Below are 21,756 nucleotides of genomic sequence, written 5' to 3' on the forward strand. Positions count from 1 at the left end.
TCGTCATAGAGCGCGGAGCGGCAGTAGATGGCTGTTTTCCGTTTCATGCTGTGTTCCTTTCCCGGCTTTTGGCCGTGTGACCGCCAATCGTTCGTGTGCCGCAAACGTCCCGGCCGCCTTTTGTTAATGGACACACAATCTGTGTCCCTAACAGATTAGACCTTTCGGTCGTTTGTCGGCATAAATGGGAAAATAGATAAAATTTTCCTGCACGATGAGAATGAAATATAGAAAACGGAGAATGCCGCAAAAGAGCTTGACTTTTCTCAGACAGGCGGCTATACTGAAGCGCATACATAGCTAAAGGACAATGGCGTCAGAAATATTCTTGATGCCATTGTCTTTTATTTTGCGTTTGTCGATGCTCGAATTTCCAGAAAATAGGATATAAAGCAATTGACAAGGCGGCTGCGAACGGATCAGAATTTTTACACATAGGAGGACATCATTGTGAAGAAGGTTGTGAGTTTTTCGTTGGTACTCGCACTGTTGTTGACGGCTGTGATGGCCGCGACTCTGGTGATACGTACGCCATTTGAAGCCAAAGCATCGGAGCCTGTCGATATGCAGACGGCCTTGGCGGAAGGAACTCCGTTTGACTTTATGAAAGATGAATACAGACTATCTTGACTATTCCAAGCCTACTCTATTGAAAATTGCAAGAGAAAGAGTATATTACGATGCACCGGAATTATTTAAGCTACTCGAAAGTTCGATGGGATAGGAGATGTATTTGTGAGGATAAAAGCAAGGTTTGTTTTCCATCTTCCATTAAATGATGCTAAAAAACTCTTCAGTGTCATTAATCAGAAACTTGTTGAGAGTAATCCGCCGGATACAATGCGAGTTATCGAGGTGTATAAAGACACTCCTAAGTACGGTATTATCGTGAGAGAGTTAGAAAAACTTGGAGTTTCTTGCACTCCAGATGAGGATGAGGTATATACAAAACAAGAGCTGCTTGATTCGCCGATCTTGCGTATTGTTCCCAATGCACACAGGGGTGGCTATCCTCAGCCAGAAGGGGGCGAGAAAGAAGAAAATTATCAAGGCCATTCATATGATCTAGATACTGGCTGTAAGTATTGTACTCATGGCCGTCTGCAAAATCGTCCGTTAAGGCTAAAAAGCTCCGTGAAAATGGGCAATAATGACATATCTGGAATTTGGTGGATGCGCGAATTGGTTGTAACAAAAAAACTTAGAAATCTGATTGAAGACGCTGGTTTAACGGGATGTGAATTTTGGCCGGTCATAAAGCATGGGAAAAATGTACCGTTTGAGGATGTTTTTCAATTAAAGATTGTTGGGACTTTGCCTGCCATGAGTGCAAAAACAAATATCATTTACGAGCGGGAATGGATATTTGAAGGACGAAAAATGAGGTCATGCCCTTATGGATGTGGTGAAAGATATCTGCAAGGTTCAATATACTATTGTGCGCGCGATCTCGCCTCTATCCCTGATTTTGCTTTGACACCGGAATGGTTTGGCACGAATAATGCATATTGGCGTTGGCCGTTTCTATCGCAAAAGGCCTATCGCCTTTTTGTGGACAATAAAATCAAAGGTGTACGCTTTTATCCTCCTGTAGTAGTCGAATGAAGTAACGAATGGGACGACTATGACCTACATTTGGGACGGATCCAAAAGCTGGAATTAAGATTGTATCGGGAATAGATGATGTTGTCGATGAAAGTAAAGCTATAAAAGCTAAAGGTTTGAAACAGGCTTTGCGGGCCTCCTTCGTTTCGCAATATGCGTTCCATTCGTAGAGTAATCGCCTCCCATGGAACAATTACCCTATTATACTATATCATTTTATTCGTTGCAAATGTTTCCGTGCGCCAGTATAACCAGCATCTGTTCTCTGTAAAATAGAGTACTATAAACAGGCCGCCGAGAAGTCTCCGGCAAAAAATTGAGGCATAATTTTTGCCGGAGACTTCTGAAGAGAATTCGTCGATAACTCCGTAATTTATGACCTGAGCGGTCTCTTTTGCAGAAAGGCGGATTAATAGAGATGAAGTATAAGAATATTTATTTTCCGACAAGTTTAAGTGAAGTAGATCCGTCAGATGATAATATTGATGTTATTATTACATTGGAAGATGATAGTTCATATGTGCTTGTTGTTGCTACTCCGATAAATTTAGTTTCACTTATGAAAAAGGAAAACAAGTCTTACTTGTCCGCAGGCTGTCCATTTGCCTTTGTCGAGGAATTGACGGAAGAAAACATAATGAAGCTTGTAGTTTCTTTTTGTGAGACTGATGCATATTGGCTGAAATATTATCACAAAGCAGGTGAAAGAGATTAGCACAGCCTTGCAAGGAACACAGCGACACCCATTGGTATTGCTTTCTGGAAAACTTGTTTACAAGTAGGCGAAATTATGGCTTCTTGGATTAAAGCAATAGCATTCTTCTTAGCATTATCTTTTTCCGCAAAATGGTACGAAGAAGAATTCGAGCGATTTTTTCGGGTGAGATGTTCAGATAGAACAAGAATATTCTTTCTAGTATTTGCATTTTCTGACCATAAGGTAAGCGTCTTAACACTTATTTCTCAGGCTTTGAACATCTTCACGTTCTTAGTTTTTATTTTTGCAAATATTGCGGATATAGATTTTCTGAAACCAGTTATTAATATGCATATTTATGATATACTTTTGCTGTTTAATCTTGTTGTTATGACAATATTGAGAGTAGTAGATGTTGTTATTGGAGAACTGCAGACAAGATCGAAAAGATAGGATCGGGTAAGGGGCCGCCCATGAGTTGAGTGCTTGATCTCCTGTACCATTTATTCTGATATCGGGATAACAGATCCACGTGTGCCGTCCGGTACATGGTAAAGACCATCTGCAAATGAAATCGAAACCATAGTTGATATCGTCAGTATTGGGTGGAGCACCTGTGATTTAATTATGAATCCATCATGGGTGAATTTTGGATATTTGTTCTGGAATATTGAAGTAGCGGTGATATACTAACGCGCGATAAGATTTGCAGAATTTTGGCTTGTGGGAGCATCTCCTGTTTAACACTGTGCTTACGCAACGTGGTAAATCTCAACGCTCACGAGTATAAATGTGGTGGAAGTGTTTATATGGATTACAATCTGTTCTGAGAATTCAGGAGGCAATGAAATGCGTATAGAAGCGCGTCTGGTACTTGATTTTAGAGGAATCCCGGAGGAAAGAGCAAGAGACGTATTGGTATTTGTCGGACTGAAACGAGAAATTGAAGAGAAGTATCTGACAGGTTTACAAGTTGTAAAGATTTATAAAGATTGTGATAAGTATAAAATTTTGCGTCAAAAATTGAAAGAGTTTGAGATTGATTTTCTTGAGACGGAAGATGAAATTTTTACAAAAAAAGAATTGCTGAGCTCGCCGATCTTGTGCATTATTCCCAATGCGCACAGGGGCGGCTATCCTCAGCCGGAAGGAGGCGAGAAAGAAGAAAATTATCAAGGCCATTCATATGATCTAGATACTGGCTGTAAGTATTGTACTCGTGGCCGTCTGCAAAATCGTCCGTTAAGGCTAAAAAGCTCCGTGAAAATGGGCAATAATGACATGTCTGGAATTTGGTGGATGCGCGAATTGGTTGTAACAAAAAAACTTAGAAATTTAATTGAAGATGCTGAATTAACAGGATGTGAATTTTGGCCGCTCATAAAGCATGGGAAAAATGTACCGTTTGAGGATATTTTTCAATTAAAGATTGTTGGGACTTTGCCTGCCATGAGTGCAAAAACAAATATCATTTACGAGCGGGAGTGGATATTTGAAGGGAGAAAAATGAAGTCTTGCCCTTATGGATGTGGTGAAAGATATGTGAAAGGCTCAATATACTATTGTGCGAGCGATCTCGTTTCCATCCTTGACTTTGCTTTGACACAGGAATGGTTCGGTTCGAATGATGAATATTGGCGCTGGCCGTTTCTATCGCAAAAGGCCTATCGCCTTTTTGTGGACAATAAAATCAAAGGTGTACGCTTTTATCCTCCTGTAGTAGTCGAATGATATCAGAACCGCGCCGCGAACATTGAGGAGTTGAGCGCCGTGAACACACCAAACACGAACCTACCGGAGGAAACCCGCGACAAACGGAAAAGAGGCGGCTGGACGGCCCTGCGCCTCGGGCTCGCCGCGGGTGCGGTCTGCGCCGCCGCGGCGCTTGTGCTGTGGCTGCGGCCCGTGTCCGCTCCGGCAAACACGGGGCCCGCCGAGCCGGCCGTGTCGCCGCCGGTTGGCGAAGCACAGGCGACGCTTGTGCCGTCCGGCGGCGGCGCCACGCTGACGCCGCCGCCGGTGACGGCCGCCGCCATGGGGGTCCACGCGCTGACGCCGGCACAGTACAACTACTACTATGTCGGCCAGTACAATCTGTTTCTGGCCGCCGACATGGGCCTCAGCACGCTGGACCGGAACGCGCCGCTGGGGCAGCAGCCCTATGTGGAGGGGATGACGTGGGAGGACTATTTCCGGCAGCTGGCGGAGGATACGATCCGCTACACCTACGCGCTGAGCGACGCCGCGCAGGCGACGGGCTACGCACTGCCCGCGGCGGAGGCGCGGCGGCTTGACGAGAGCTGGCAGGCCATGCAGGACTATGCCGCGCAGAGCGGACAGACGGTGGAGGCGTATCTGGAGGAGCTGTTCGGAGCCGGGGTCAGTGAGACGGTGTTCCGAGAGGAAAACCGCCGGGAAGCGCTGGCTAAGAGTTATGACAACCACTTGCGCGCCGGCTTTACCGTCTCCGACGAGGAGATTCAGACGGCCTACGACCAGGACCACAGGGCGGCGGACCGGGTGTCCTACTGCTATTTCCCCATGATCGCCGCGTACCGGGATGTAAACGGAGACGACGTGCTCTCCGAGGCGGAGAAGGCGCAGGCCAAGACCGAGACTGTGCGGCGCGCGTGGGAGATGCTGGATAGGGTGGAGGATGAAAACAATTTTAACACGCTCTGCGTGGAGTACGCGGACCCCTACAGCCTGTCGGGGTACCGGGACGACCCGGCCTTCGCCCTTTACCGGGATGTGACCTACGCGCAGATCGAGACGGATCCGACGCTGGCCGCGTGGGCGTTCGGCGACGATCGAACCCCCGGCGAAAAGAGTGTCCTCACAGGCCAGGACCACTGCTATGTCCTCTACTTCATCGGACGCAGCCGGGAGGAAGTCCGCGCGGTGGACGTCCGCCTGCTGTCCTTCCGGCCCGCCGACGTTCCGGCCGGCCGCGCGCTGACCGAGGTCCAGACCCAAGCGATGCTGCGTGAAGCGGAGGCAGAATTGGAAAAATTTGGAACAACAGATCGCAGTGAAACGGCGTTTGAGACGCTCACGCCTCAGGCCTCCGCCCTTTACGAGCAGATGACGCCGGGGCATTTCTCCGAGACGGCGGACGCCTGGTGTTTCGACCCCGCCCGCGTGCCGGGCGACTGTACGGTGATCCAAGAGGAGACAGCCGTGTATCTCTTCTATTTTCTGCGGCAGGGGGCGCCCGTTTGGAAGCTGGCCGTGCGTGAGCAACTCCTGCAGGAGCGGTTTGACGCATATTTTGACACGCTCGCGCCGGCGTACGCCTTCATTCCCAAAGAGGGATTCGACCGCACGCAGACGTTGTAGAGAGCGCCTCAGAAGATCTCGTGCTCCGGACCGACTTCGATCTCGCGGACGAAGAGACAAAACGCCTCGTCCGAGATAGGGCGGCTGAAGTGGTAGCCCTGGAAGTGCGTGCAGCCGATGGAGTCGAGCAGCCGGAGCTGGTCCTCATTTTCCACATATTCCACGACAAGACCGATGCCCAGCGTCTGACAGAGCTGGAGGATGGACGAGATGATCTCCAGGTTCTCCGGCGCCGTGGCCACGTCCTTCGAGAGGCACTTGTCCACCTTCAGCGTGGAGATGGGGAAACGTTTTAAATACACGAGAGACGAATGTCCCATGCCGAAGTCGTCGATGGCGATGCCGAATCCGTGTTCTTTCAGAGCGAGGATGTTGCGCGAGGTGGTCTCCTCGTTCGAAACGGCCAGCGTCTCGGTGATCTCGATCTCCAGACCGGACGGCGGTACGCCGTGGGAGGCGGCGATTTGGGCCATCCGGTCGGCAAACCCCGGCTCTTTGAGCTCCGTCACCGAGATGTTGACGGAGATGAAAATGCTGTCCGGCAGACCTTCGGACCGCCAGTGCTTTAGGGTCTGACAGGCCGAGTCGACGGCCTTGTGCCCCAGATCCTGGATGATACCCATGTCCTCGGCCAGCGCCACCACCACCATTGGGGAGATAGAACCGTACACCGGGTGTTTCCAACGCAGCAGTTCCTCCGCCCCCTGCACGGTGCCCGTCGAGGGGGTGACGCAGGGCTGGTAGAGGTAGTAGAGTTCGTCTTCCTTGTCCAGCGCGCGCCGGAGGTCCATCGCGAGCAGACGGGCGACGCCGCCCACATCGTCCTCGCGGTGCAAATATTTCAGCCCGACGGCCATGTCGTAGTCCTCTTCGCAGAGGTGGCGCAGCTTGTCGTAGGCCTCGGAGAACTGCCGCGCCTTCATCCGCTCGCTCTGCAGCACAAAAGGCCGGTAGACAAGGATCCCCGCCGCCAGATTGACGAGCTGGAGCGCGACGCCGCTCCAGTGTCCGCCGGTGGAGAGATAGCCGCTAAACAGGATGGGCGTGGTCCAGGCCACCTCCACCGTGGTGTAGGGGACGAGGTGGAGCGCGGTGGCGACCGCGGCGAGGCCCATCATACACAGCGGTACGAGGATGAAAGGGATGGCGTAGACAGGGTTGATGATGACGGGCAGGCCGAAGAGCAGCAGTTCGTTGATGTTGAACAGGCCGGGCAGGATGGAGATGCGCGCCAGGCGATCCTGCCCCGAGCGGCGGGCGAACAGCAGCAGCGCCCCGATGAGGCACAGCGTGGTGCCCGAGCCGCCCATGTAGACGAAAGCGTCGAAAAATGTCTTGGTGAAAATTTGCGTGGGCGGGGCGCCGGCCACCGCGGCGGCCGCGTTCATGTGCAGCGCCGGTACGAGCACATTCTGCGCCACGGAGTCCAGCACGTTGTTGCCGTGGATGCCGAAGAGCCACATGAAATGACTGAGCACATTGAACAGCAGGGCGGTGAGCGGCGTGCCTGACAGCCTGCTGAAGGGCGCCTGCAGGCCGGTGTAGATGAGTTCGTGCAGTGTGGGCAGCCCGAAGGCGCCAAACGCGGCGCGCAGGAGGCCAAAGCACAGCACGGTGGCGAGAGACGGCAGCAGAGACTGAAACACGCGGGCGATGCGGTAGTCCGGTTCGTCGAAGAAAAGGCGCAGCCGGCGCGGCTGGTGTTGGATCAGGCGCACCAGCAGCTCGGTCGAAAGGAGCCCCACAAAGATCGCGCTGAAAAGACCGATGGTGCCGGAGAGCCGCGCCAAGATCAGTCCGTCGGATTCGAGACCCATGATCAAAAAGGCGCACAGGGCCACCAGCGCGGCCTGGATGGGCGACAGATTGACGCCCCTGTGCTGGCGGTACCAGGCGGCCAGAGAACCGGAAATGGACATGACGGCGGCCAGCGCCACGATGGAAAATGTGGCGGCGTAGATGTGGCCGCCAAACGTCTTCCAGCCCTCGCCGAACAGCGACGTCATCGCCCGTTGGTACGCTTGAATCGGCAGGTTGTTCACCAGCACGGCAAAGGACCCCAGGATCATCAGAGGGATGAGGGTGACGAAGCCGCCTTTGACGGCATACAGATGCCGCTGGTTAGAAAGACGGTATAAAAGTGTCTGCACGGACGACTTTTTCGGTTCCATCGGGGGTCCTCCTTATGCTAACGTGGGTTGCACCTGCAACCCACAACCCAAATTCTTGTTTTTTATTGCCACTCCGCGGCAATAAGGTACTAAAGGTACTAATAGGCTGTGTCACCGACCCCGCGCCGCGCCGGCGGATCGAGAGCCCAGGGCTGTATCTCTAAATTCTCTAAAAAAAGTATCGAAACAATGCGACCCGAACTGGAGAGCCGGAAATTGGGCAAACTTTGTGAGAGACAGAGGCTGTGAAAAAAGTTGACAGACCGAGCGGGATCTGCTATACTAAAACCTGCGTTCCGTAGACAGCAGGACACAATTTTGTGGTAAACGGCCTGGCCGTCCTGCCGAGGGGCATCCGGCGGTGCACGCAGTGCGCCGCGCGGCCTCGCGCCTTGTACGGACGCGGGGTCTTTTTGTTTTGTTTCGAGCGCCGCGCCGCGTGGGCGCGCCGCGATCATCACGCAGACAGCCGTCTGCGCCTCGGGAGGTGAATCCATGCCAAATGCCAAAGTGCTGGAGGAGAAAAAAGCCGCATTGGCCGCGCTGGCCGAGCAGATGAAGAGCGCGAGCGCCGGTGTGTTGGTCGACTACAAAGGCATCAACGTGGCCGACGACACCAAACTCCGCCGGGAGTTGCGGGCGGCGGGCGTCGAGTACGCGGTCGTCAAGAACACGCTGCTTCGCTTCGCAATCGGGGAGGTCGGTTTCGACGCGCTGGCGCCGGTCCTGAGCGGTCCGACGGCGCTGGCCATGAGCGCCGCCGACCCAGTGGCCCCCGCGAAAATCTTAAATGAGTACGCCCGCAAGTCAAACGGGAAATTTCAGATCAAAGCGGGGTTTGTCGAAGGCCGCGTCATCACGCCCGCCGAAGTGGGCACCCTGGCCGACTTGCCGCCGCGCGAGGTCCTGTTGGCCCGCCTGTTGGGCGGTCTGAACGCCCCGATTTCGGGTCTTGTCAACGTACTAAACGGCAACATCCGCGGCCTGGTCGTGGCGCTCGCCGCCATTGCCGAACAGAAGGGCGCCTGAGCGCGCACTGCTGACGTTTGCACCAAAGTATCAGAAAAACAGACATTTTGATGGAGGTATGTACAATGGCCAGTGAAAAGATCACAAAGCTGCTTGAAGAAGTCGACGCTCTCACGGTGTTGGAGCTCTCGGAGCTCGTGAAGGCCCTGGAGGAAAAATACGGCGTGTCCGCCGCCGCGCCTATGGCCGTGGCCGCCGCGCCCGCCGCCGGTGCCGCGCCCGCCGCCGAGGAGGAGCAGACCGAGTTCACCGTGGTGCTGACCGCCGCCGGCGCCAACAAGATAACGACTATCAAAGTCGTCCGCGAGATCACCGCGCTGGGCCTCAAAGAGGCGAAGGATTTGGTCGACAACGCGCCGAAGCCCGTCAAAGAGAACATCGGCAAAGAAGAGGCCGAGGAGCTCAAGAAAAAGCTTGAGGCGGCCGGCGCCAGCGTGGAACTGAAGTGAATTTGTTTGGGGCCGTCACGGCTCCAAACAACCACGGAGATTGGAATGGGGCGCTGCGGCGCCCCGCGGGGAGCGGTTTGCGGAAGTGAATTCCGCAGACCGCTTTTTGGCTTTGACGGCGCGACACGGCGCGTGGCGTGCATAGTGGCATGCATTTTTGGGCATAATTCCCATCAACGGTTCAGGTGCCAGAAGTGCGTCTGCCGAGGGCCGGGCGAGGCTCCTGAACCGTTGATGCCGGCGAAGCGAGGGGATGAGGACGATGTCGGACATGTCGGTGCGCAAACGGGTGTGGCGGCTGGCGGGTGTGTGCGGGCTGTTGGCGGTGTATCTGTGTGTGCTGGTGCTGGGGCTCGCTTCGCGGCGCGCGGCGCGCCGCGAAGCGCCGGTGCCGGTGTGGCCGGCGGAGGCCGCGGCGTCTGAAGAGGACGTCTTTTTGCTGAAAGGCGAGGACGGGTGCGTGGCCGTCTACCGGATGCCGGAGCTCGCGACGCCGGAGCAGGTCACGCAGATCCGGATCGCGTCGCTGCGCGCGGTCGACCAGGCGCGGCTCAGGGAGGGCATTGCGGTGCAGGGCTGGGCGGCGCTTCAGACGGCGCTGGAGGACTTTGGGCCCTGAGGGGCTGTCAAAAATCATTTCGCACCTGATCATTTGACAGCCCCTGACGAGTGGGGGTGGGAGTAAATTTTGGCGGATGCGGGATTTTTACTTGCTTTCTGCCGCCACCCGCGGTATGCTTATAGAAAAGGGTTGTCCGCCGCGGCGCCAGGCGGCGGACGGGAGGAGGCGCGACTGTGAGCGAAGAATACGGCGGCGATATCATCACGTTGACGGATGACGAGGGGCAGGAGTACGAGCTCGAACATCTGGACACGCTGGAACACGGGGGGACCGTGTATATGGCGTTTATCCCGACCGACACGCCGGACGACGAGACGGAGGTCGATATGATTATCCTCAAGGCGGAGGAGGAGGACGGCGAGGAGATCCTGGCCACGTTGGACTCCGACGAGGAGATGGAGCGGGTGTACGAGCTCTTCATGCAGAGGCTCTCTGAGGACGATGAGGAATCGTAAATTGCGCACGTTTGTCTTGAAATTACCGCCGCCCTGTGTTATGATGAGATTGACGGATGCTACCCTGCTTGGTTCGTGACGGGCCTTTTTAAACCCACATGATGACAACGGGATGCCGGGCTTCCGTGGATGATGGCAGGCCTCCCGGATTTTCCGGATGTTGGAAGCCGTGACCCCGCGGAGAGGCGACCCACCTGCATGGAGCGTGCAGGTTATAACTGGGTTCGCACGGCCGAAGTGGGGGCATTGCAATAAAAAAAGGCGCGCAAGCGCCTTTTTTTATTGCGCGCGCCGCCGCGCCGTCGTTCGCGCTTTACAAAACGGTACGGTGTGATATACTGATAGATAGCTCCGCCGGTTCACCGGGGGCCCGGCGCCGGTGGAAAATTTGAGTTTGGAGGATGCGCCATGGCCGAATACGTTTGTTCCGTCTGCGGGTATGTGTATCGGGAGGCCGACGGCGACCCGGACAACGGCGTTGCGGCCGGCACGGTGTGGGACGGTGTGCCGGAGGACTATGTCTGTCCCATGTGCGGCGTCGGCAAAGAGATGTTTGACAAGGCGTGAGAGGCGGCGGCCCAAGAGGGCCGCCGCCGCGGGGGACCGGGTATGTTTTGCCCGGTCCCCCGCGAAGTTTGGTTGACATCCCCCGGGTGCCTGTGGTAAAGTTGTGACAGCTGGAAACGGAAGGCGCGCATGGACCAGGGAGGGATACAGCGTGTTTGCGGAGAGACTCTCGGCGCTGTTGGACGTGTATCGGATGTCCAACGTTACTTTGGCGCGCGGCATCGGCGTCGATCCCTCTCTCGTGTCCCGCTGGAAGAGCGGGGAGCGCGTGCCGCCTCTGAGCGGCGGCGCGTACAGTGATCTCGCACATTTTTTGGCGGGTGCGCCGCTCAGAGAACACGACAAACTCCTGCTGACGCAGATGCTCAAGGCCGACGGCGCGGAGGATCTCCTGCCCGCGCTTGAGCGATATCTGCGGCAGGGCGCGCCGGCGTCGCCCAAGAGCCCCGGCGTCCTGCCGCAGAGCCTGTCACTCGAGGGCCTGATGGACCGCGTGTGCGGTGGGCTTGCGGCGTCTGGCCGTTGCCGGGCGGAAGCGATTCGATCGGATGATTGGGGAAATTTGGTACATTCGGGCCGGCGCCAGGAGCACGAGCTCTACCACGGGCCAGGCGGTCGGCGGCAGGCGGTCGTCAACTTCTTCCACATCGTGCTCTCAAGCGGCCGGCCGGCCGACGTGCACATCCTGATCCCATCAGACGCGCAGTGGCTCTCGGAGGACTCTCCGTTTTTTAAGTTTTGGTTTCAGTGTCTGCAGACCCTGGTGCTCCAGGGCTGCCACATTCGCATGATTCATCCTGCGCCCGCCGCGCCGGCGGCGCTGCTCTCTCTGCTCGCCCGGTATCTGCCGCTCTACGCCACCGGACGGTTTTTCTCGTTTTATGCCGCCGAGGCGCCGGCCGGCTGGGAGAGTCTCACGCTCTGTGTCTCGCCGGGGCTCGCCGCGCTGGTCTCCTACGGCGACAAAAGCCAGCGCTCCCCGTTGCCGACGGCGCTGTACCGCGACGCGGCCGACATCCTGCTGTATGAGACGATGCTCCGCCTCCACGAGCCGTACATGCGGGCGTTGGCGCACGCTTGCCCCGTCTCGGAGCCGCTCTCGTACATGCGAGCGCTGACGGAGCTGGAGAACAAACCGGGTGACTATGTCTTCACGGCCGTCTCCCCCGGCACGCTCTGGCTGCCCGAGGCGCTCTGGCCCCCGGTGGTGCGGCGGCTGCCGTCCAGCGGCGCGGCGGCGGCGGCGCTCCGGCTGCTGGCCAGCCGTCGGGAGAACTTTGAGGTGCGCGTGGCCTCGTCGCTGTGGATCGAGATGTGGGCGGAGTCTTTTATACAGACGCTGGAGCGGGAGAAACGACTGGAGCTGGACGGCCGGGAACTGGGCGGCGAGCCGAAGCTGGCGACGCTCGCGGGGGAGGATCTGATCCGCTACCTGGGCAACGCGCTCACGGTGCTGCGTTGGTACGACAACTTGCACATCGTCACGTCGAACACCCTGTCGGATCGTTGGAAGGTGGCCTTCAAACGCGATGCCGGCGCCCTCCTGGTCCCCGCCGCGTCGGGTGCGGTCTCCGCCTTCTTTTTGGGGGACAGAAGCACGATGCACATGCTCGAAAATTGGTACCGCACCCTCCGCCGCGGCGCCGGCGGCAAAGCGGACCTGATCGCCAGGATCGAAAAGGTTTTGAAGGTGTTAAACGCCGAATGATAAATTCCCGAAAAAAACAAAGGACCCGGCCATGCGGCGGGTCCTTTGTTTTTTTCGGGAATCAGAACAACTTCGGCAAAATGGCGTTGGACATCAGGAAGCTGGCGAAGACGATGGAGACCATTGAGACGAGCTTGATGAGGATGTTGATCGAGGGGCCGGAGGTATCTTTGAAGGGGTCGCCGACGGTGTCGCCGACGACGGCGGCCTTGTGGGCGTCGCTGCCCTTGCCGCCGAGCTGGCCGCTCTCGATGTATTTCTTTGCGTTGTCCCACGCGCCGCCGGAATTGGCCATCATGACGGCCAGCACAAAGCCGGTGACGGTGAGGCCGGCGAGCAGACCGGCGATGGCGTCCACGCCGAGGAGCAAACCGGTGATGATGGGAGCGACGATGGCGGAGAGCGCGGGGGCTACCATCTCACGCTGGGCGCCGCGGGTGCAGATGTCCACGCAGCGGGCGTAATCGGGTTCCGCCTTGCCGTCCATCAGGCCCTTGATCTCCTTGAACTGGCGGCGCACTTCGACGACGATGCTCTGCGCCGCGCGGCCCACCGCCTTCATTGTCATGGAGGAGAAGAGGAAGGGCAGCATGCCGCCGATGAAGAGGCCGATCAGCACCGGCGGATTTGTGATGTTCAGATTGAACTGGAACGTGGGGTCGATGATATGTACTTCATCAATAAACGCGGCGATGAGCGCCAGCGCCGTGAGCGCCGCCGAGCCGATGGCGAAGCCCTTGCCGGTCGCGGCGGTGGTGTTGCCCAGCGAATCGAGCGCGTCGGTGCGGCGGCGGACCTCCGGGTCCATGTGCGTCATCTCGGCGATGCCGCCGGCGTTGTCGGCGACGGGGCCGTAGGCGTCCGTGGCCAACGTGATGCCCAACGTGGCCAGCATGCCCACGGCCGAAATGCCGACGCCGTAGAGGCCGGATTCAAAGCTGGCCGCGCCGCCGGCCGCGAAATAACTGACGAGGACGCTGATGCTCACAATGATGACGGGGATCAGCGTGCTCATCATGCCAAGCGAAAGCCCGCCGATGATCACGGTGGCGGGGCCGGTCTGTGTGGTGGCGGCGAGTTCCTGCGTCGGCTTGTAGGTGTCTGAGGTGAAATACTCGGTGAAAAAGCCTATCAACACGCCCGCGACGAGGCCGGAGAGGACGGCGAAGTAGACGCCGATGTGTTCCTTGCCCAGCAGGTGCCACACGAGCGGCAGCGCGATGACGGCGATGAGGATGGCCGAGATGTAAGTGCCCTTGCGCAGCGCGCGCAACAGCACCTTCTGTTCCGCGTTTTCGCCGGAGCGAACAAAGAAAGTGCCGACGACGGAGGCGAGGATGCCGAGGGCCGCCATGACCAGGGGCACGGCCACGCCCTCAAAACCGAAGCCGGCGGCCACGGCCAACGCGGAGGAGGCCACGATGGAACCGACATAGGATTCGTATAGGTCGGCGCCCATACCGGCCACGTCGCCCACGTTGTCGCCCACGTTGTCGGCGATAACGGCCGGGTTGCGGGGGTCGTCCTCGGGGATACCGGCCTCCACTTTGCCCACGAGGTCGGCGCCCACATCGGCGGCCTTGGTGAAGATCCCGCCGCCCACGCGGGCAAACAGCGCCATCGAGGAGGCGCCCATGCCGAAGGTGAGCATGGCCTGGGTGATCCGCTGAATCTGTTCCACGTCCGGCAGATTTGCGTAGAACACGAACTTCAGCAGGAAGAACCAGATCGAGAGATCAAGAAGGCCCAAACCGACCACGACGAAACCCATGACGGTGCCGGAGCTGAAGGCGATGCGCAGTCCCTTGTTCAGGCTCTGGCTGGCGGCGTTGGCGGTGCGCGCGTTGGCGAAGGTGGCGATCCTCATCCCGATGAAGCCGGAGAGGCCCGAAAAGAAGCCGCCGGTGATGAAGGCGAAAGGCACAAAGGGGGTCAAAAAGTCGAGTAGCGCCATGACGCCGAGCAGGACAAAGAGCACGGCGAAAAAGGCGATAACGCCTCTGTACTGGCGCCGCAGATACGCGTTGGCGCCGGTGCGCACGGACAATGCAATCTTCTGCATCGCCTCGGAACCCTCCGGGAACGCCATCACCTGACGTGACTGGAAATACGCGAAGAGCAACGCGACGACAGCGCCCGCAGGGGCCAGGTAGAACAGCCAGCTCATAATGGATCCCAACTCCCATTCAATAAAAATTTCGAGGGACTTTCCTTATACTATAAGAAATGCAGAAAAAATGCAAGCGTTTTTTCACAGCCGCCAGAAACCGACCGCAAAAATGCGACGGACTCGGAGCGTGGACGTGCGAAAGCGCTCAACATTTGACCCCGATCTTTCGATACTAATGAAGGCAGCCGGATGGCGCAAGGGGGCCGTCCGGGCCGGCAATACGGAGATAGCGGCGTTTCAAGGATGGAGTCACGCGGCCGGAGGCACAGCCCTCCGGTTTGGTCGGGCCGTCTTGAAACGCTGTTTTGTCTGTTCGAGCCCGGAGGGAGGGGACGCCATGAAAGAAACTGCCGTCACATTTGATTTCGAAAAGCTCACCACTTTGCTGTACAGCATGGATTCTCTCAACTATTCCGGCAAGGTGCATATGATCACCGGACTCACGGTGGAGTCGGCCGGGCCGTCTGTCAAAATCGGCGAAATGTGTCGGATTTACACGCTGCGGGGAGATAAGAGCATCCAAGCCGAAGTGGTGGGCTTCAAAGACAAACGGATCTTGCTCATGCCCTACGGCGATCTGGCGGGCGTAGGGCCCGGCTCGCGCGTCGTTTCGACGAACCGGACGCTGCGCGTGCCGGTGGGCATGGACTTTCGCGGCCGGGTGCTGGACGGTCTCGGCGCGCCGATCGACGGCGGACCGCCGGTGTGCGCGAGCGAATACTACCCCGTGGAGAACGCCCCGCCAAACCCGCTCTCGCGGCCCCGCATCCACGAGATCCTGCCGCTCGGCGTGCGCGCCGTCGACGGTCTGCTCACCTGCGGGCGCGGTCAGCGCATCGGCATCTTTGCGGGGTCCGGTGTGGGGAAATCCACGCTGCTCGGCATGATCGCCCGGAATGCGCGCTCGGACGTCAACGTCATCACCTTGATCGGCGAACGCGGTCGGGAGGTCAACGACTTCCTTCAAAAGGACCTGAAGGCGGAAGGCCTGGCCCGCTCCGTCATCGTCGTGGCCTCCTCCGACCAGCCGGCCCTGGTGCGGTCCAAATCCGCGATGGTGGGCACGAGCATCGCGGAATACTACCGGGACCGCGGACTCAACGTCCTGCTGATGATGGACTCTCTGACAAGATATGCAATGGCGCAGCGGGAGATCGGCATGGCCGTCGGAGAACCGCCGGTGTCCCGGGGCTACACGCCGTCCGTCTACACCGTCATGCCCAAGCTGCTGGAGCGCGCGGGCAATTCCGAAAAAGGTTCCATTACGGCGCTGTACACCGTGCTGGTCGAGGGCGACGACCTCAACGAGCCGATCACCGATACGGCGCGCGGCATTTTGGACGGACACATCGTGCTCTCGCGGGACCTGGCCAATCGGAACCACTACCCGGCCATCGACGTGCTGGCGAGCGTCTCGCGCCTGATGCCAGACATTGTCACAACGGAACACCGCCAGGCCGCCGGGCGTATGAAGCGGCTGATGGCCGTCTACAAAGACGCCGAGGATCTGATCAACATCGGGGCTTACAAGGCGGGATCCAACGCCGAAATCGACGAGGCTTTCCGTCTGCATGGCGCGATAGAGGCGATCTTATGCCAGGAGGTCGACGAGAGCTGCGCCTTTGAGGACACGGTGGCCCGCCTGGCGGCGCTGGAGGAAAAAAACGGATGAAAAAATTTGTGTTTACCATGCAGTCACTGCTTGGCGTGAAGACAGCGCTGGAAAAACAGGTTCGGGCCGAGCTGGCCGAGGCGCGGCGGCGCGTGGAGCGTTTCCGGCGGGAACTGCTGGAAAAACAGGAGGTGCTTGTACGGCTGCGGGCGGAGGCGGAGCGCAAGGCGCGGCGCGGCATCAGCGTGCGGGAACTGCGCCTGCAAAACATCGGATTCAACACGCTCTTTGAATCCCTTGCGCGGCAGAGCCGCAAAGTGGAGGCGGCCGAGGAGGAAGCCGGGCGCGTACAGCGGCGGCTGGTAGACACGATGCAGGAAAGGAAAATATTGGAAAAATTGAGAGAGAAGCAGTGGAACGCCTACCAAGAGGAGATACGCCGGGAGGAGGCCCTGCTGATCGACGATTTCTTGTCCAACCAGTTAAATGAGGGTGGAGGTGCGGCACGTGGCTGAGCAGGCGGCGCGGGTGAGAAACGAGCGGCCGGAGGACGACGAGGTTCTGGTGGACCAAAAGAAAGGCAAACGGGGCCGGCCGGAGAAGGTGCTGGTGCGGGACAAGCGAAAAAAGAAACGGGAGAAAAAAGCGAAAAAGCCGCCGTCCACACTGAAAAGTCTGCTGGTGGCGTTGACGGCGGTGATATTGCTGTTCGGCGCGGCCGGGGCGCTCGTTTTTTTCGACATATTTGGCGCGAAGCGGATCCTGGCTGACACGCTGGATCTCCCCCAAGCGGCGGCGGACGTTCGCGAGGAGCGGCTGCGGGCGTGGGAGACGGAGCTGCAAAACGACGCGATGACGCTCAAAAACGAGCGGGACGCGCTGGATATGAAAGAAAAGGAGGTCTCCGGCCGCGAGAGCGAAGCGGAGGCCAAAACGTCGGAACTGGATGGGAAGATCGCCGAGTATGAGGAGATGCGCGCTCAACTGAGCGAGGAAAACACCGATATTAATGACGTGATCAAAGTGCTGGAGAGCATGAGCGCCGAAACGGCGGCCCCGGCGCTGCTGGCCATGACGGACAGACCGTCCATGCTGCGTGTGTTCACCGGGTTGAAGACGGCCACCCAATCGGCGCTGTTGGAGACCATGACGGCCGAGGAAGCCGCCTATATCTTGGAACACTTGCACTGAGCGATGTCGTCGAGCGCCGTGCGCGCTGTCGTAGGGCCCAAAGGGCGTACAATCGAGGGTACAGTCGGCGCAATCGATAGATTTCAACAAAACAGATTTCAACAAAATGTAGAAATACAACCGTGCTGGAGGGGCGCGTAAGGAGGAAACCGTATGAACGATCTGCTGCCTGTGGAGGCTCTGGGATTCTCCCCCGCAGCGGCGCCACCCGCGGGCGTCCGAGGCGGGGCCCCGGACGGACTGTCGTTTGCCGCTGTGGTCGAGGCTGAGACCAATCGAGCCCAAGATGAGGAAAAACAGTCCTCCCCCGATATCTTACAAGAGACGGCCGCCGCGCAGGCGGCTTGGCTGGCGTTCCTGTCGGCGTTGCTCCCGGAAGCCGCCGTGACGCCGGAAACCGAGGCGTCCGCAGTCTCCCCGGCTGCGTATGCCGCCGAGGCGTCCGCGCCGCGGCCGGCGCCGGCGCACGGGGACTGGGGACGCGCTGTGCACCTGTTGGACCGGGTTGTGTCCGCGGTGACCGTGGCCGACGAGCAGACGCCGGCGGTGCTGGCGGGCATCCCGTCCCTGCTGGAGGCGACGGCGGCCGGCCTGTCGGCCGCGCCCGAGATAGCCCCAAAGACCGGACCCGAGACCGCCGCGACGGCGGACCGGGAGACGCCCGCCGTCGCGGCGGCGCTGGCGGCGCTGTCTGACCCGGCGGCGGAGTCCGAGCGGGATGGGACGCTCCTGCTGGGTCTGCGCGCGCGGTTGCTCCGGCTGGCGCGCGTCGGCGTCCCCCCGGCGGACATACAGGAACAGCGAACCGCCGAGGTTCCTTCGGCGGAGATGACCGCGCTGGGCGGCGCGGCGGCGGACGAACCGGTCCCGCCGCCGGCGACTGCGGCGGTGTCTGCGCCGGCGGCCGTCCTGACACCGGAGCCGACGTCAAGTTCGGCGGATGCGCCGGCTCCGACGGTCGTGCCGGCCGCCGCTTGGTCGGCCTCCGAGGCGGCGCGTCCGGAGGACGGCGCCGCGGCCGGTCCGCCGAAACAGGCGGAGGCGCCCCGGGCGGCTGAAACGCCGGCCGCCGTGGTTCCCTATGTGTCCGCGGCGCCGGTCGCAGAAGCACCCGTGACGCTGCCCGCCGGCGCGGGGCCGGAAGAAGCGGCGCAGGCGGTGCGGCGGCTCGTGGCGTCGGCCGTCCTGCACGAGGGGGCGGCGCCGGAGATACGGCTGCGGCTCCAACCGGAATTTTTGGGCCGCGTCAACATCGTTCTCACCGCCACCGCGGAGGGCATGGCGATTCGAATCCGAGCCGAAAACGAGGCGGTGCGCGGCCTGTTGGCCGCCCACGCGGCCGAGTGGCAGGCGGAACTGAGGAGTCAGGGCGTCCCCATGCGCTCCCTCGACGTCACCGGCGGGACGCTTGCCTGGGACATGACCGGCGGCGACGCTCAGCGGACAGGAGCGGACACCCGGCAAGGGCGCCGCCGGGAGGAAGACGGCCGACCGGACGGCGCACGCGTCGTCCCGCTCGCCCGCTTTCGCGCCGCGCGCGGGGCGCCGGCCTACGAGGCCCCGCCGTCCGCGGAGGACGGCGCCGGCGTGGATCTACGCGCTTGAGGGCGCCGGCCCTCGAAGCCGCGCCCGAAACCTGAGATGTGCTGAAATATACGAAATTGTAGTCTGTGAACATAAACCGAAAAAGGGGTGTCGATATGCCGGATGCCGTGAGCACCGTCGACAACGCGCGATACAAGTACACCGAACAGACCCGCGTGGCCACCAACCAACTTGGCAAAGATGAATTTTTGAAACTGCTCATAGCGCAGCTCCAGAACCAGGACCCGCTCTCGCCCCAGGACAACACGGAGATGATCGCCCAGATGGCGCAGTTTTCCACGCTGGAGGCCATGACCAACCTGTCCTCCTCCTTCCTGCAGAACCAGGCTTACAGCATGATCGGCAAGGGGATCCTCGGTCGGATCGTGGACACGGACTCCGGCATCGTGCAGGAGATCGCTGGGCTGGTGGACTCCGCCGGCATCAAGGACGGCAAGCCTTACGTCATGGTGGGCGAGGCGCAGGTGTGGGCGGAGAACGTCTCTCAGGTCTTCGACGGCGCCGTGCTGGCCGGGGACGCCGGCGGCCTTCTCGCGGCCTCCGCCCTAGTCGGCCGTCACGTCGGGGCCGAGATCGTGGGGGCCGACGGGGCCCGGCAAACGGTCGAGGGTCTCGCGGAGCGCCTCTTTGTGCGGGACGGCAGATTCTTGCTCCAAGTGGAAGGGCAGGAAATCGGCCTCGCCCAGATCACAGAAGTCTATTGACGAATCCGGCCGCGGGGCCTCAAGTCCTCCGGCGGAACAAACGATATACAGATGAGCTCGGCGCGCGGCGCCGGGCGGAAAGGGCGACAATATGCTTAGATCTATGTTTTCCGGCGTGTCCGGGCTGCGCAACCATCAGATTAAAATGGACGTCATCGGCAACAACATCGCGAATGTCAATACGGTGGGTTACAAGATGAGCCGCACCACCTTCCAAGAGATGTACAGCCAGACGCTGCGCTCCGCCTCCGCCGCCACAGGCACGGCGGGCGGTACGAACCCGCAGCAGGTGGGGTTGGGCGTCAGCACCGCCGCCATCGACGTCGTGCACGAGGGCGGCGCCATGCAGAGTACCGACCGCGCCCTGGACTTTGCCGTCTCGGGCGACGGTTTCTTCATCGTACAGCAGGGCGACAGCCGCTATTATACCCGCGCCGGGAACCTCTACCTCGACGACGACGGCTTCCTTGTCACCGCCAACGGCTTGTTTGTGCAGGGTGTGTGCCTGCTGCCTACCGCCGACATCCCGACGGGCGTGGACCGCAGCCAGATGGAGATCATGACCCAGACGACGCTGGATGGAATCGCGGAGAACACGCTGGCCGCCAGTGGGGACACAAACCTCGGGCGCATCCTCATTCCGGAGGGGAAGTTCACGAGCTTCGCCGTCGACAAGCGGGGGCTCATCACGGGCATCGACAGCAACGACAATCTTGTGCCCATCGGCCAGATTTTGACGGCCACCTTTGTGAACCCGCCGGGGCTTACGCGGCTCGGCAACAATCTGTACGAGAAGTCCAACAACTCCGGCACACCGCAGATCCACCGCCCCTCCGCCGGCGGCGCGGGCGAGATCATCTCCGGCAGCCTCGAGATGTCCAACGTGGATCTCTCCCGCGAGTTTACCGATATGATCATCACCCAGCGCGGCTTTCAGGCCAATTCCCGTGTGATCACCGTCTCCGACACCCTTCTTGAGGAGCTCATTAATCTGAAACGCTAATTTGTTGCCGCTTCGCGGCAACAAGGTACTAAAACGCTGGTAAGGGGCCTCGCCCTCCCGGAGGTGAATCCTGTGATCTGTCTGACCCGGCTGAGCGGGAAGGAATTTTACTTAAATCCTCATCTCGTCGAGTTCATGGAAGAAACCCCAAACACGGTGATCACGCTGACCACCGGCAAGAAGATCGTGGTGGAAGAACCGGCGGAGACGGTGCTCGCGGAGATCATCGTCTACCGCAGACAGATTTTTTCAGCGCTGCCCGAGGTGCGGATACCCGAGGGAGAGCGTTGACGCGCAGTGTCCGCCGCGGGTGAACGACAAAACGGGACTTGGGGGAGAGATCGACATGAAAAAGCTGGTCGCGTGGGTGCTCCTGGCCGCCGGATTGCTGGCGGTCATGGGGGTTCTTGCGGGGTGCCAAAAAAACGACGCCGACGAAGAAGAGGAAAAAGAAGAGATCTTCGTATATGACGCCGGCGAATTTACGACAAATGTCCAGGGAGACAGGGGTGTTGTTTTGCGCAGCGCGCTCAAGGTCGACGTCGCCAAAGAGACGCTCTTGGCGACACTGGAGGAACGCGGTTACGTGGCGCAAAACGCCATCGTGTACCAGCTTCGGCAGCTCACTGAAGAGACGGTGAAGCAGCAAGACATTCAGATCACGCTGGGGGAATCCATTCGGGGCGCCCTGAACGAAGCGTTTGAAACCGAGGCGTTCAAAGGCGTATACTTCTCTCAGTTTGTCTACAACTGACGTGGGTTGCACCTGCAACCCACAACCCAAATTCTTGTTTTTGTTGCCGCTTCGCGGCAACAAGGCACTAACGCC

The 21,756-nt window shown here is 59.1% G+C and carries 21 protein-coding genes and 1 other RNA gene; 20 read left to right on the top strand and 2 right to left on the bottom strand.

The window, feature by feature from the left end:
• Positions 1-450 precede the first annotated feature (450 nt).
• From LBK75_10055 to LBK75_10075, 5 genes are all read left to right on the top strand, one after another.
• Complete coding sequence (locus tag LBK75_10055) at positions 451-630, top strand: hypothetical protein (protein ID MDR1158623.1); 180 nt, start codon at positions 451-453, stop codon at positions 628-630.
• 105 nt (positions 631-735) lie between these two features.
• Positions 736-1,605: a hypothetical protein gene (locus LBK75_10060; protein ID MDR1158624.1), complete on the top strand. Its 870-nt coding sequence runs from the start codon at positions 736-738 to the stop codon at positions 1,603-1,605.
• Between the two features lie 418 nt (positions 1,606-2,023).
• Entirely contained in the window at positions 2,024-2,320 is a 297-nt protein-coding gene (locus LBK75_10065) for a hypothetical protein (GenBank protein ID MDR1158625.1), read from the top strand.
• A gap of 831 nt (positions 2,321-3,151) precedes the next feature.
• The gene (locus tag LBK75_10070) at positions 3,152-4,033 is read left to right on the top strand and encodes a hypothetical protein (GenBank protein ID MDR1158626.1); all 882 of its coding nucleotides are present in this window, start codon (positions 3,152-3,154) and stop codon (positions 4,031-4,033) included.
• A 39-nt stretch (positions 4,034-4,072) separates the two neighbouring features.
• Positions 4,073-5,641 (top strand): hypothetical protein, encoded by a 1,569-nt coding sequence (locus LBK75_10075; GenBank protein ID MDR1158627.1) that lies wholly within the window; start codon positions 4,073-4,075, stop codon positions 5,639-5,641.
• An 8-nt stretch (positions 5,642-5,649) separates the two neighbouring features.
• On the opposite strand, the gene LBK75_10080 is transcribed toward LBK75_10075, so the two are convergent.
• Entirely contained in the window at positions 5,650-7,812 is a 2,163-nt protein-coding gene (locus LBK75_10080) for an EAL domain-containing protein (protein ID MDR1158628.1), read from the bottom strand.
• A 495-nt stretch (positions 7,813-8,307) separates the two neighbouring features.
• Here LBK75_10080 and rplJ point away from each other — a divergent pair, with 495 nt between their 5' ends.
• From rplJ to LBK75_10115, 7 genes are all read left to right on the top strand, one after another.
• Entirely contained in the window at positions 8,308-8,841 is a 534-nt protein-coding gene (gene rplJ, locus LBK75_10085; GenBank protein MDR1158629.1) for a 50S ribosomal protein L10, read from the top strand.
• Positions 8,842-8,906: 65 nt separating this feature from the next.
• On the top strand, positions 8,907-9,290 hold the full coding sequence (rplL, locus tag LBK75_10090) for a 50S ribosomal protein L7/L12 (GenBank protein ID MDR1158630.1): 384 nt from the start codon (positions 8,907-8,909) through the stop codon (positions 9,288-9,290).
• A 262-nt stretch (positions 9,291-9,552) separates the two neighbouring features.
• Positions 9,553-9,909: a hypothetical protein gene (locus LBK75_10095; GenBank protein MDR1158631.1), complete on the top strand. Its 357-nt coding sequence runs from the start codon at positions 9,553-9,555 to the stop codon at positions 9,907-9,909.
• 176 nt (positions 9,910-10,085) lie between these two features.
• Positions 10,086-10,367: a DUF1292 domain-containing protein gene (locus LBK75_10100; GenBank protein MDR1158632.1), complete on the top strand. Its 282-nt coding sequence runs from the start codon at positions 10,086-10,088 to the stop codon at positions 10,365-10,367.
• 58 nt (positions 10,368-10,425) lie between these two features.
• Positions 10,426-10,615, top strand: a non-coding RNA gene (ssrS, locus tag LBK75_10105) — 6S RNA.
• 160 nt (positions 10,616-10,775) lie between these two features.
• Positions 10,776-10,934, top strand: coding sequence for a rubredoxin (locus LBK75_10110; protein MDR1158633.1), 159 nt, complete (start codon positions 10,776-10,778; stop codon positions 10,932-10,934).
• A gap of 151 nt (positions 10,935-11,085) precedes the next feature.
• On the top strand, positions 11,086-12,642 hold the full coding sequence (locus tag LBK75_10115; GenBank protein MDR1158634.1) for a helix-turn-helix domain-containing protein: 1,557 nt from the start codon (positions 11,086-11,088) through the stop codon (positions 12,640-12,642).
• Positions 12,643-12,703: 61 nt separating this feature from the next.
• Here LBK75_10115 and LBK75_10120 read toward each other — a convergent pair whose 3' ends face one another.
• The gene (locus tag LBK75_10120) at positions 12,704-14,809 is read right to left on the bottom strand and encodes a sodium-translocating pyrophosphatase (GenBank protein ID MDR1158635.1); all 2,106 of its coding nucleotides are present in this window, start codon (positions 14,807-14,809) and stop codon (positions 12,704-12,706) included.
• Positions 14,810-15,149: 340 nt separating this feature from the next.
• On the opposite strand from LBK75_10120, the gene fliI reads away from it, so the two are divergent.
• The 8 genes from fliI to LBK75_10160 all read left to right on the top strand — a co-directional run bounded on the left by fliI (position 15,150) and on the right by LBK75_10160 (position 21,681).
• Positions 15,150-16,484 carry a flagellar protein export ATPase FliI gene (gene fliI / locus LBK75_10125; GenBank protein ID MDR1158636.1) on the top strand — a complete coding sequence of 445 codons (1,335 nt, stop codon included), beginning with the start codon at positions 15,150-15,152 and terminating at the stop codon, positions 16,482-16,484.
• Positions 16,481-16,939, top strand: coding sequence for a flagellar export protein FliJ (gene fliJ / locus LBK75_10130; GenBank protein ID MDR1158637.1), 459 nt, complete (start codon positions 16,481-16,483; stop codon positions 16,937-16,939). Before fliI ends, fliJ begins: the two co-directional genes overlap by 4 nt.
• Positions 16,932-17,615 carry a hypothetical protein gene (locus LBK75_10135; protein MDR1158638.1) on the top strand — a complete coding sequence of 228 codons (684 nt, stop codon included), beginning with the start codon at positions 16,932-16,934 and terminating at the stop codon, positions 17,613-17,615. The genes fliJ and LBK75_10135 overlap by 8 nt, the downstream gene beginning before the upstream one ends.
• Before the next feature lie 153 nt (positions 17,616-17,768).
• Positions 17,769-19,220, top strand: a complete 1,452-nt coding sequence (locus LBK75_10140) for a flagellar hook-length control protein FliK (GenBank protein MDR1158639.1) — start codon at positions 17,769-17,771, stop codon at positions 19,218-19,220.
• A gap of 95 nt (positions 19,221-19,315) precedes the next feature.
• Positions 19,316-19,924 (top strand): hypothetical protein, encoded by a 609-nt coding sequence (locus tag LBK75_10145; GenBank protein ID MDR1158640.1) that lies wholly within the window; start codon positions 19,316-19,318, stop codon positions 19,922-19,924.
• A 91-nt stretch (positions 19,925-20,015) separates the two neighbouring features.
• A complete protein-coding gene (locus LBK75_10150) occupies positions 20,016-20,927 on the top strand; it encodes a flagellar hook-basal body complex protein (GenBank protein MDR1158641.1) in 912 nt (303 codons plus the stop codon).
• A gap of 72 nt (positions 20,928-20,999) precedes the next feature.
• Entirely contained in the window at positions 21,000-21,218 is a 219-nt protein-coding gene (locus LBK75_10155) for a flagellar FlbD family protein (protein ID MDR1158642.1), read from the top strand.
• A gap of 55 nt (positions 21,219-21,273) precedes the next feature.
• Entirely contained in the window at positions 21,274-21,681 is a 408-nt protein-coding gene (locus LBK75_10160) for a flagellar basal body-associated FliL family protein (GenBank protein ID MDR1158643.1), read from the top strand.
• Positions 21,682-21,756 lie beyond the last annotated feature (75 nt).

This window comes from Oscillospiraceae bacterium, from assembly GCA_031265355.1.
GTDB lineage: Bacteria > Bacillota > Clostridia > Oscillospirales > UBA929 > JAIRTA01.

What these genes read in the sequence shown, in the direction of transcription:
- LBK75_10065 (MDR1158625.1), top strand. Translation starts at nt 2,024, where the DNA reads ATGAAGTATAAGAATATTTATTTTCCGACAAGTTTAAGTGAAGTAGAT.
- LBK75_10070 (MDR1158626.1), top strand. Translation starts at nt 3,152, where the DNA reads ATGCGTATAGAAGCGCGTCTGGTACTTGATTTTAGAGGAATCCCGGAG.
- LBK75_10080 (MDR1158628.1), bottom strand. Translation starts at nt 7,812, where the DNA reads ATGGAACCGAAAAAGTCGTCCGTGCAGACACTTTTATACCGTCTTTCT.
- rplJ (MDR1158629.1), top strand. Translation starts at nt 8,308, where the DNA reads ATGCCAAATGCCAAAGTGCTGGAGGAGAAAAAAGCCGCATTGGCCGCG.
- rplL (MDR1158630.1), top strand. Translation starts at nt 8,907, where the DNA reads ATGGCCAGTGAAAAGATCACAAAGCTGCTTGAAGAAGTCGACGCTCTC.
- LBK75_10095 (MDR1158631.1), top strand. Translation starts at nt 9,553, where the DNA reads ATGTCGGACATGTCGGTGCGCAAACGGGTGTGGCGGCTGGCGGGTGTG.
- LBK75_10110 (MDR1158633.1), top strand. Translation starts at nt 10,776, where the DNA reads ATGGCCGAATACGTTTGTTCCGTCTGCGGGTATGTGTATCGGGAGGCC.
- LBK75_10120 (MDR1158635.1), bottom strand. Translation starts at nt 14,809, where the DNA reads ATGAGCTGGCTGTTCTACCTGGCCCCTGCGGGCGCTGTCGTCGCGTTG.
- fliI (MDR1158636.1), top strand. Translation starts at nt 15,150, where the DNA reads ATGAAAGAAACTGCCGTCACATTTGATTTCGAAAAGCTCACCACTTTG.
- fliJ (MDR1158637.1), top strand. Translation starts at nt 16,481, where the DNA reads ATGAAAAAATTTGTGTTTACCATGCAGTCACTGCTTGGCGTGAAGACA.
- LBK75_10140 (MDR1158639.1), top strand. Translation starts at nt 17,769, where the DNA reads ATGAACGATCTGCTGCCTGTGGAGGCTCTGGGATTCTCCCCCGCAGCG.
- LBK75_10145 (MDR1158640.1), top strand. Translation starts at nt 19,316, where the DNA reads ATGCCGGATGCCGTGAGCACCGTCGACAACGCGCGATACAAGTACACC.
- LBK75_10150 (MDR1158641.1), top strand. Translation starts at nt 20,016, where the DNA reads ATGCTTAGATCTATGTTTTCCGGCGTGTCCGGGCTGCGCAACCATCAG.
- LBK75_10160 (MDR1158643.1), top strand. Translation starts at nt 21,274, where the DNA reads ATGAAAAAGCTGGTCGCGTGGGTGCTCCTGGCCGCCGGATTGCTGGCG.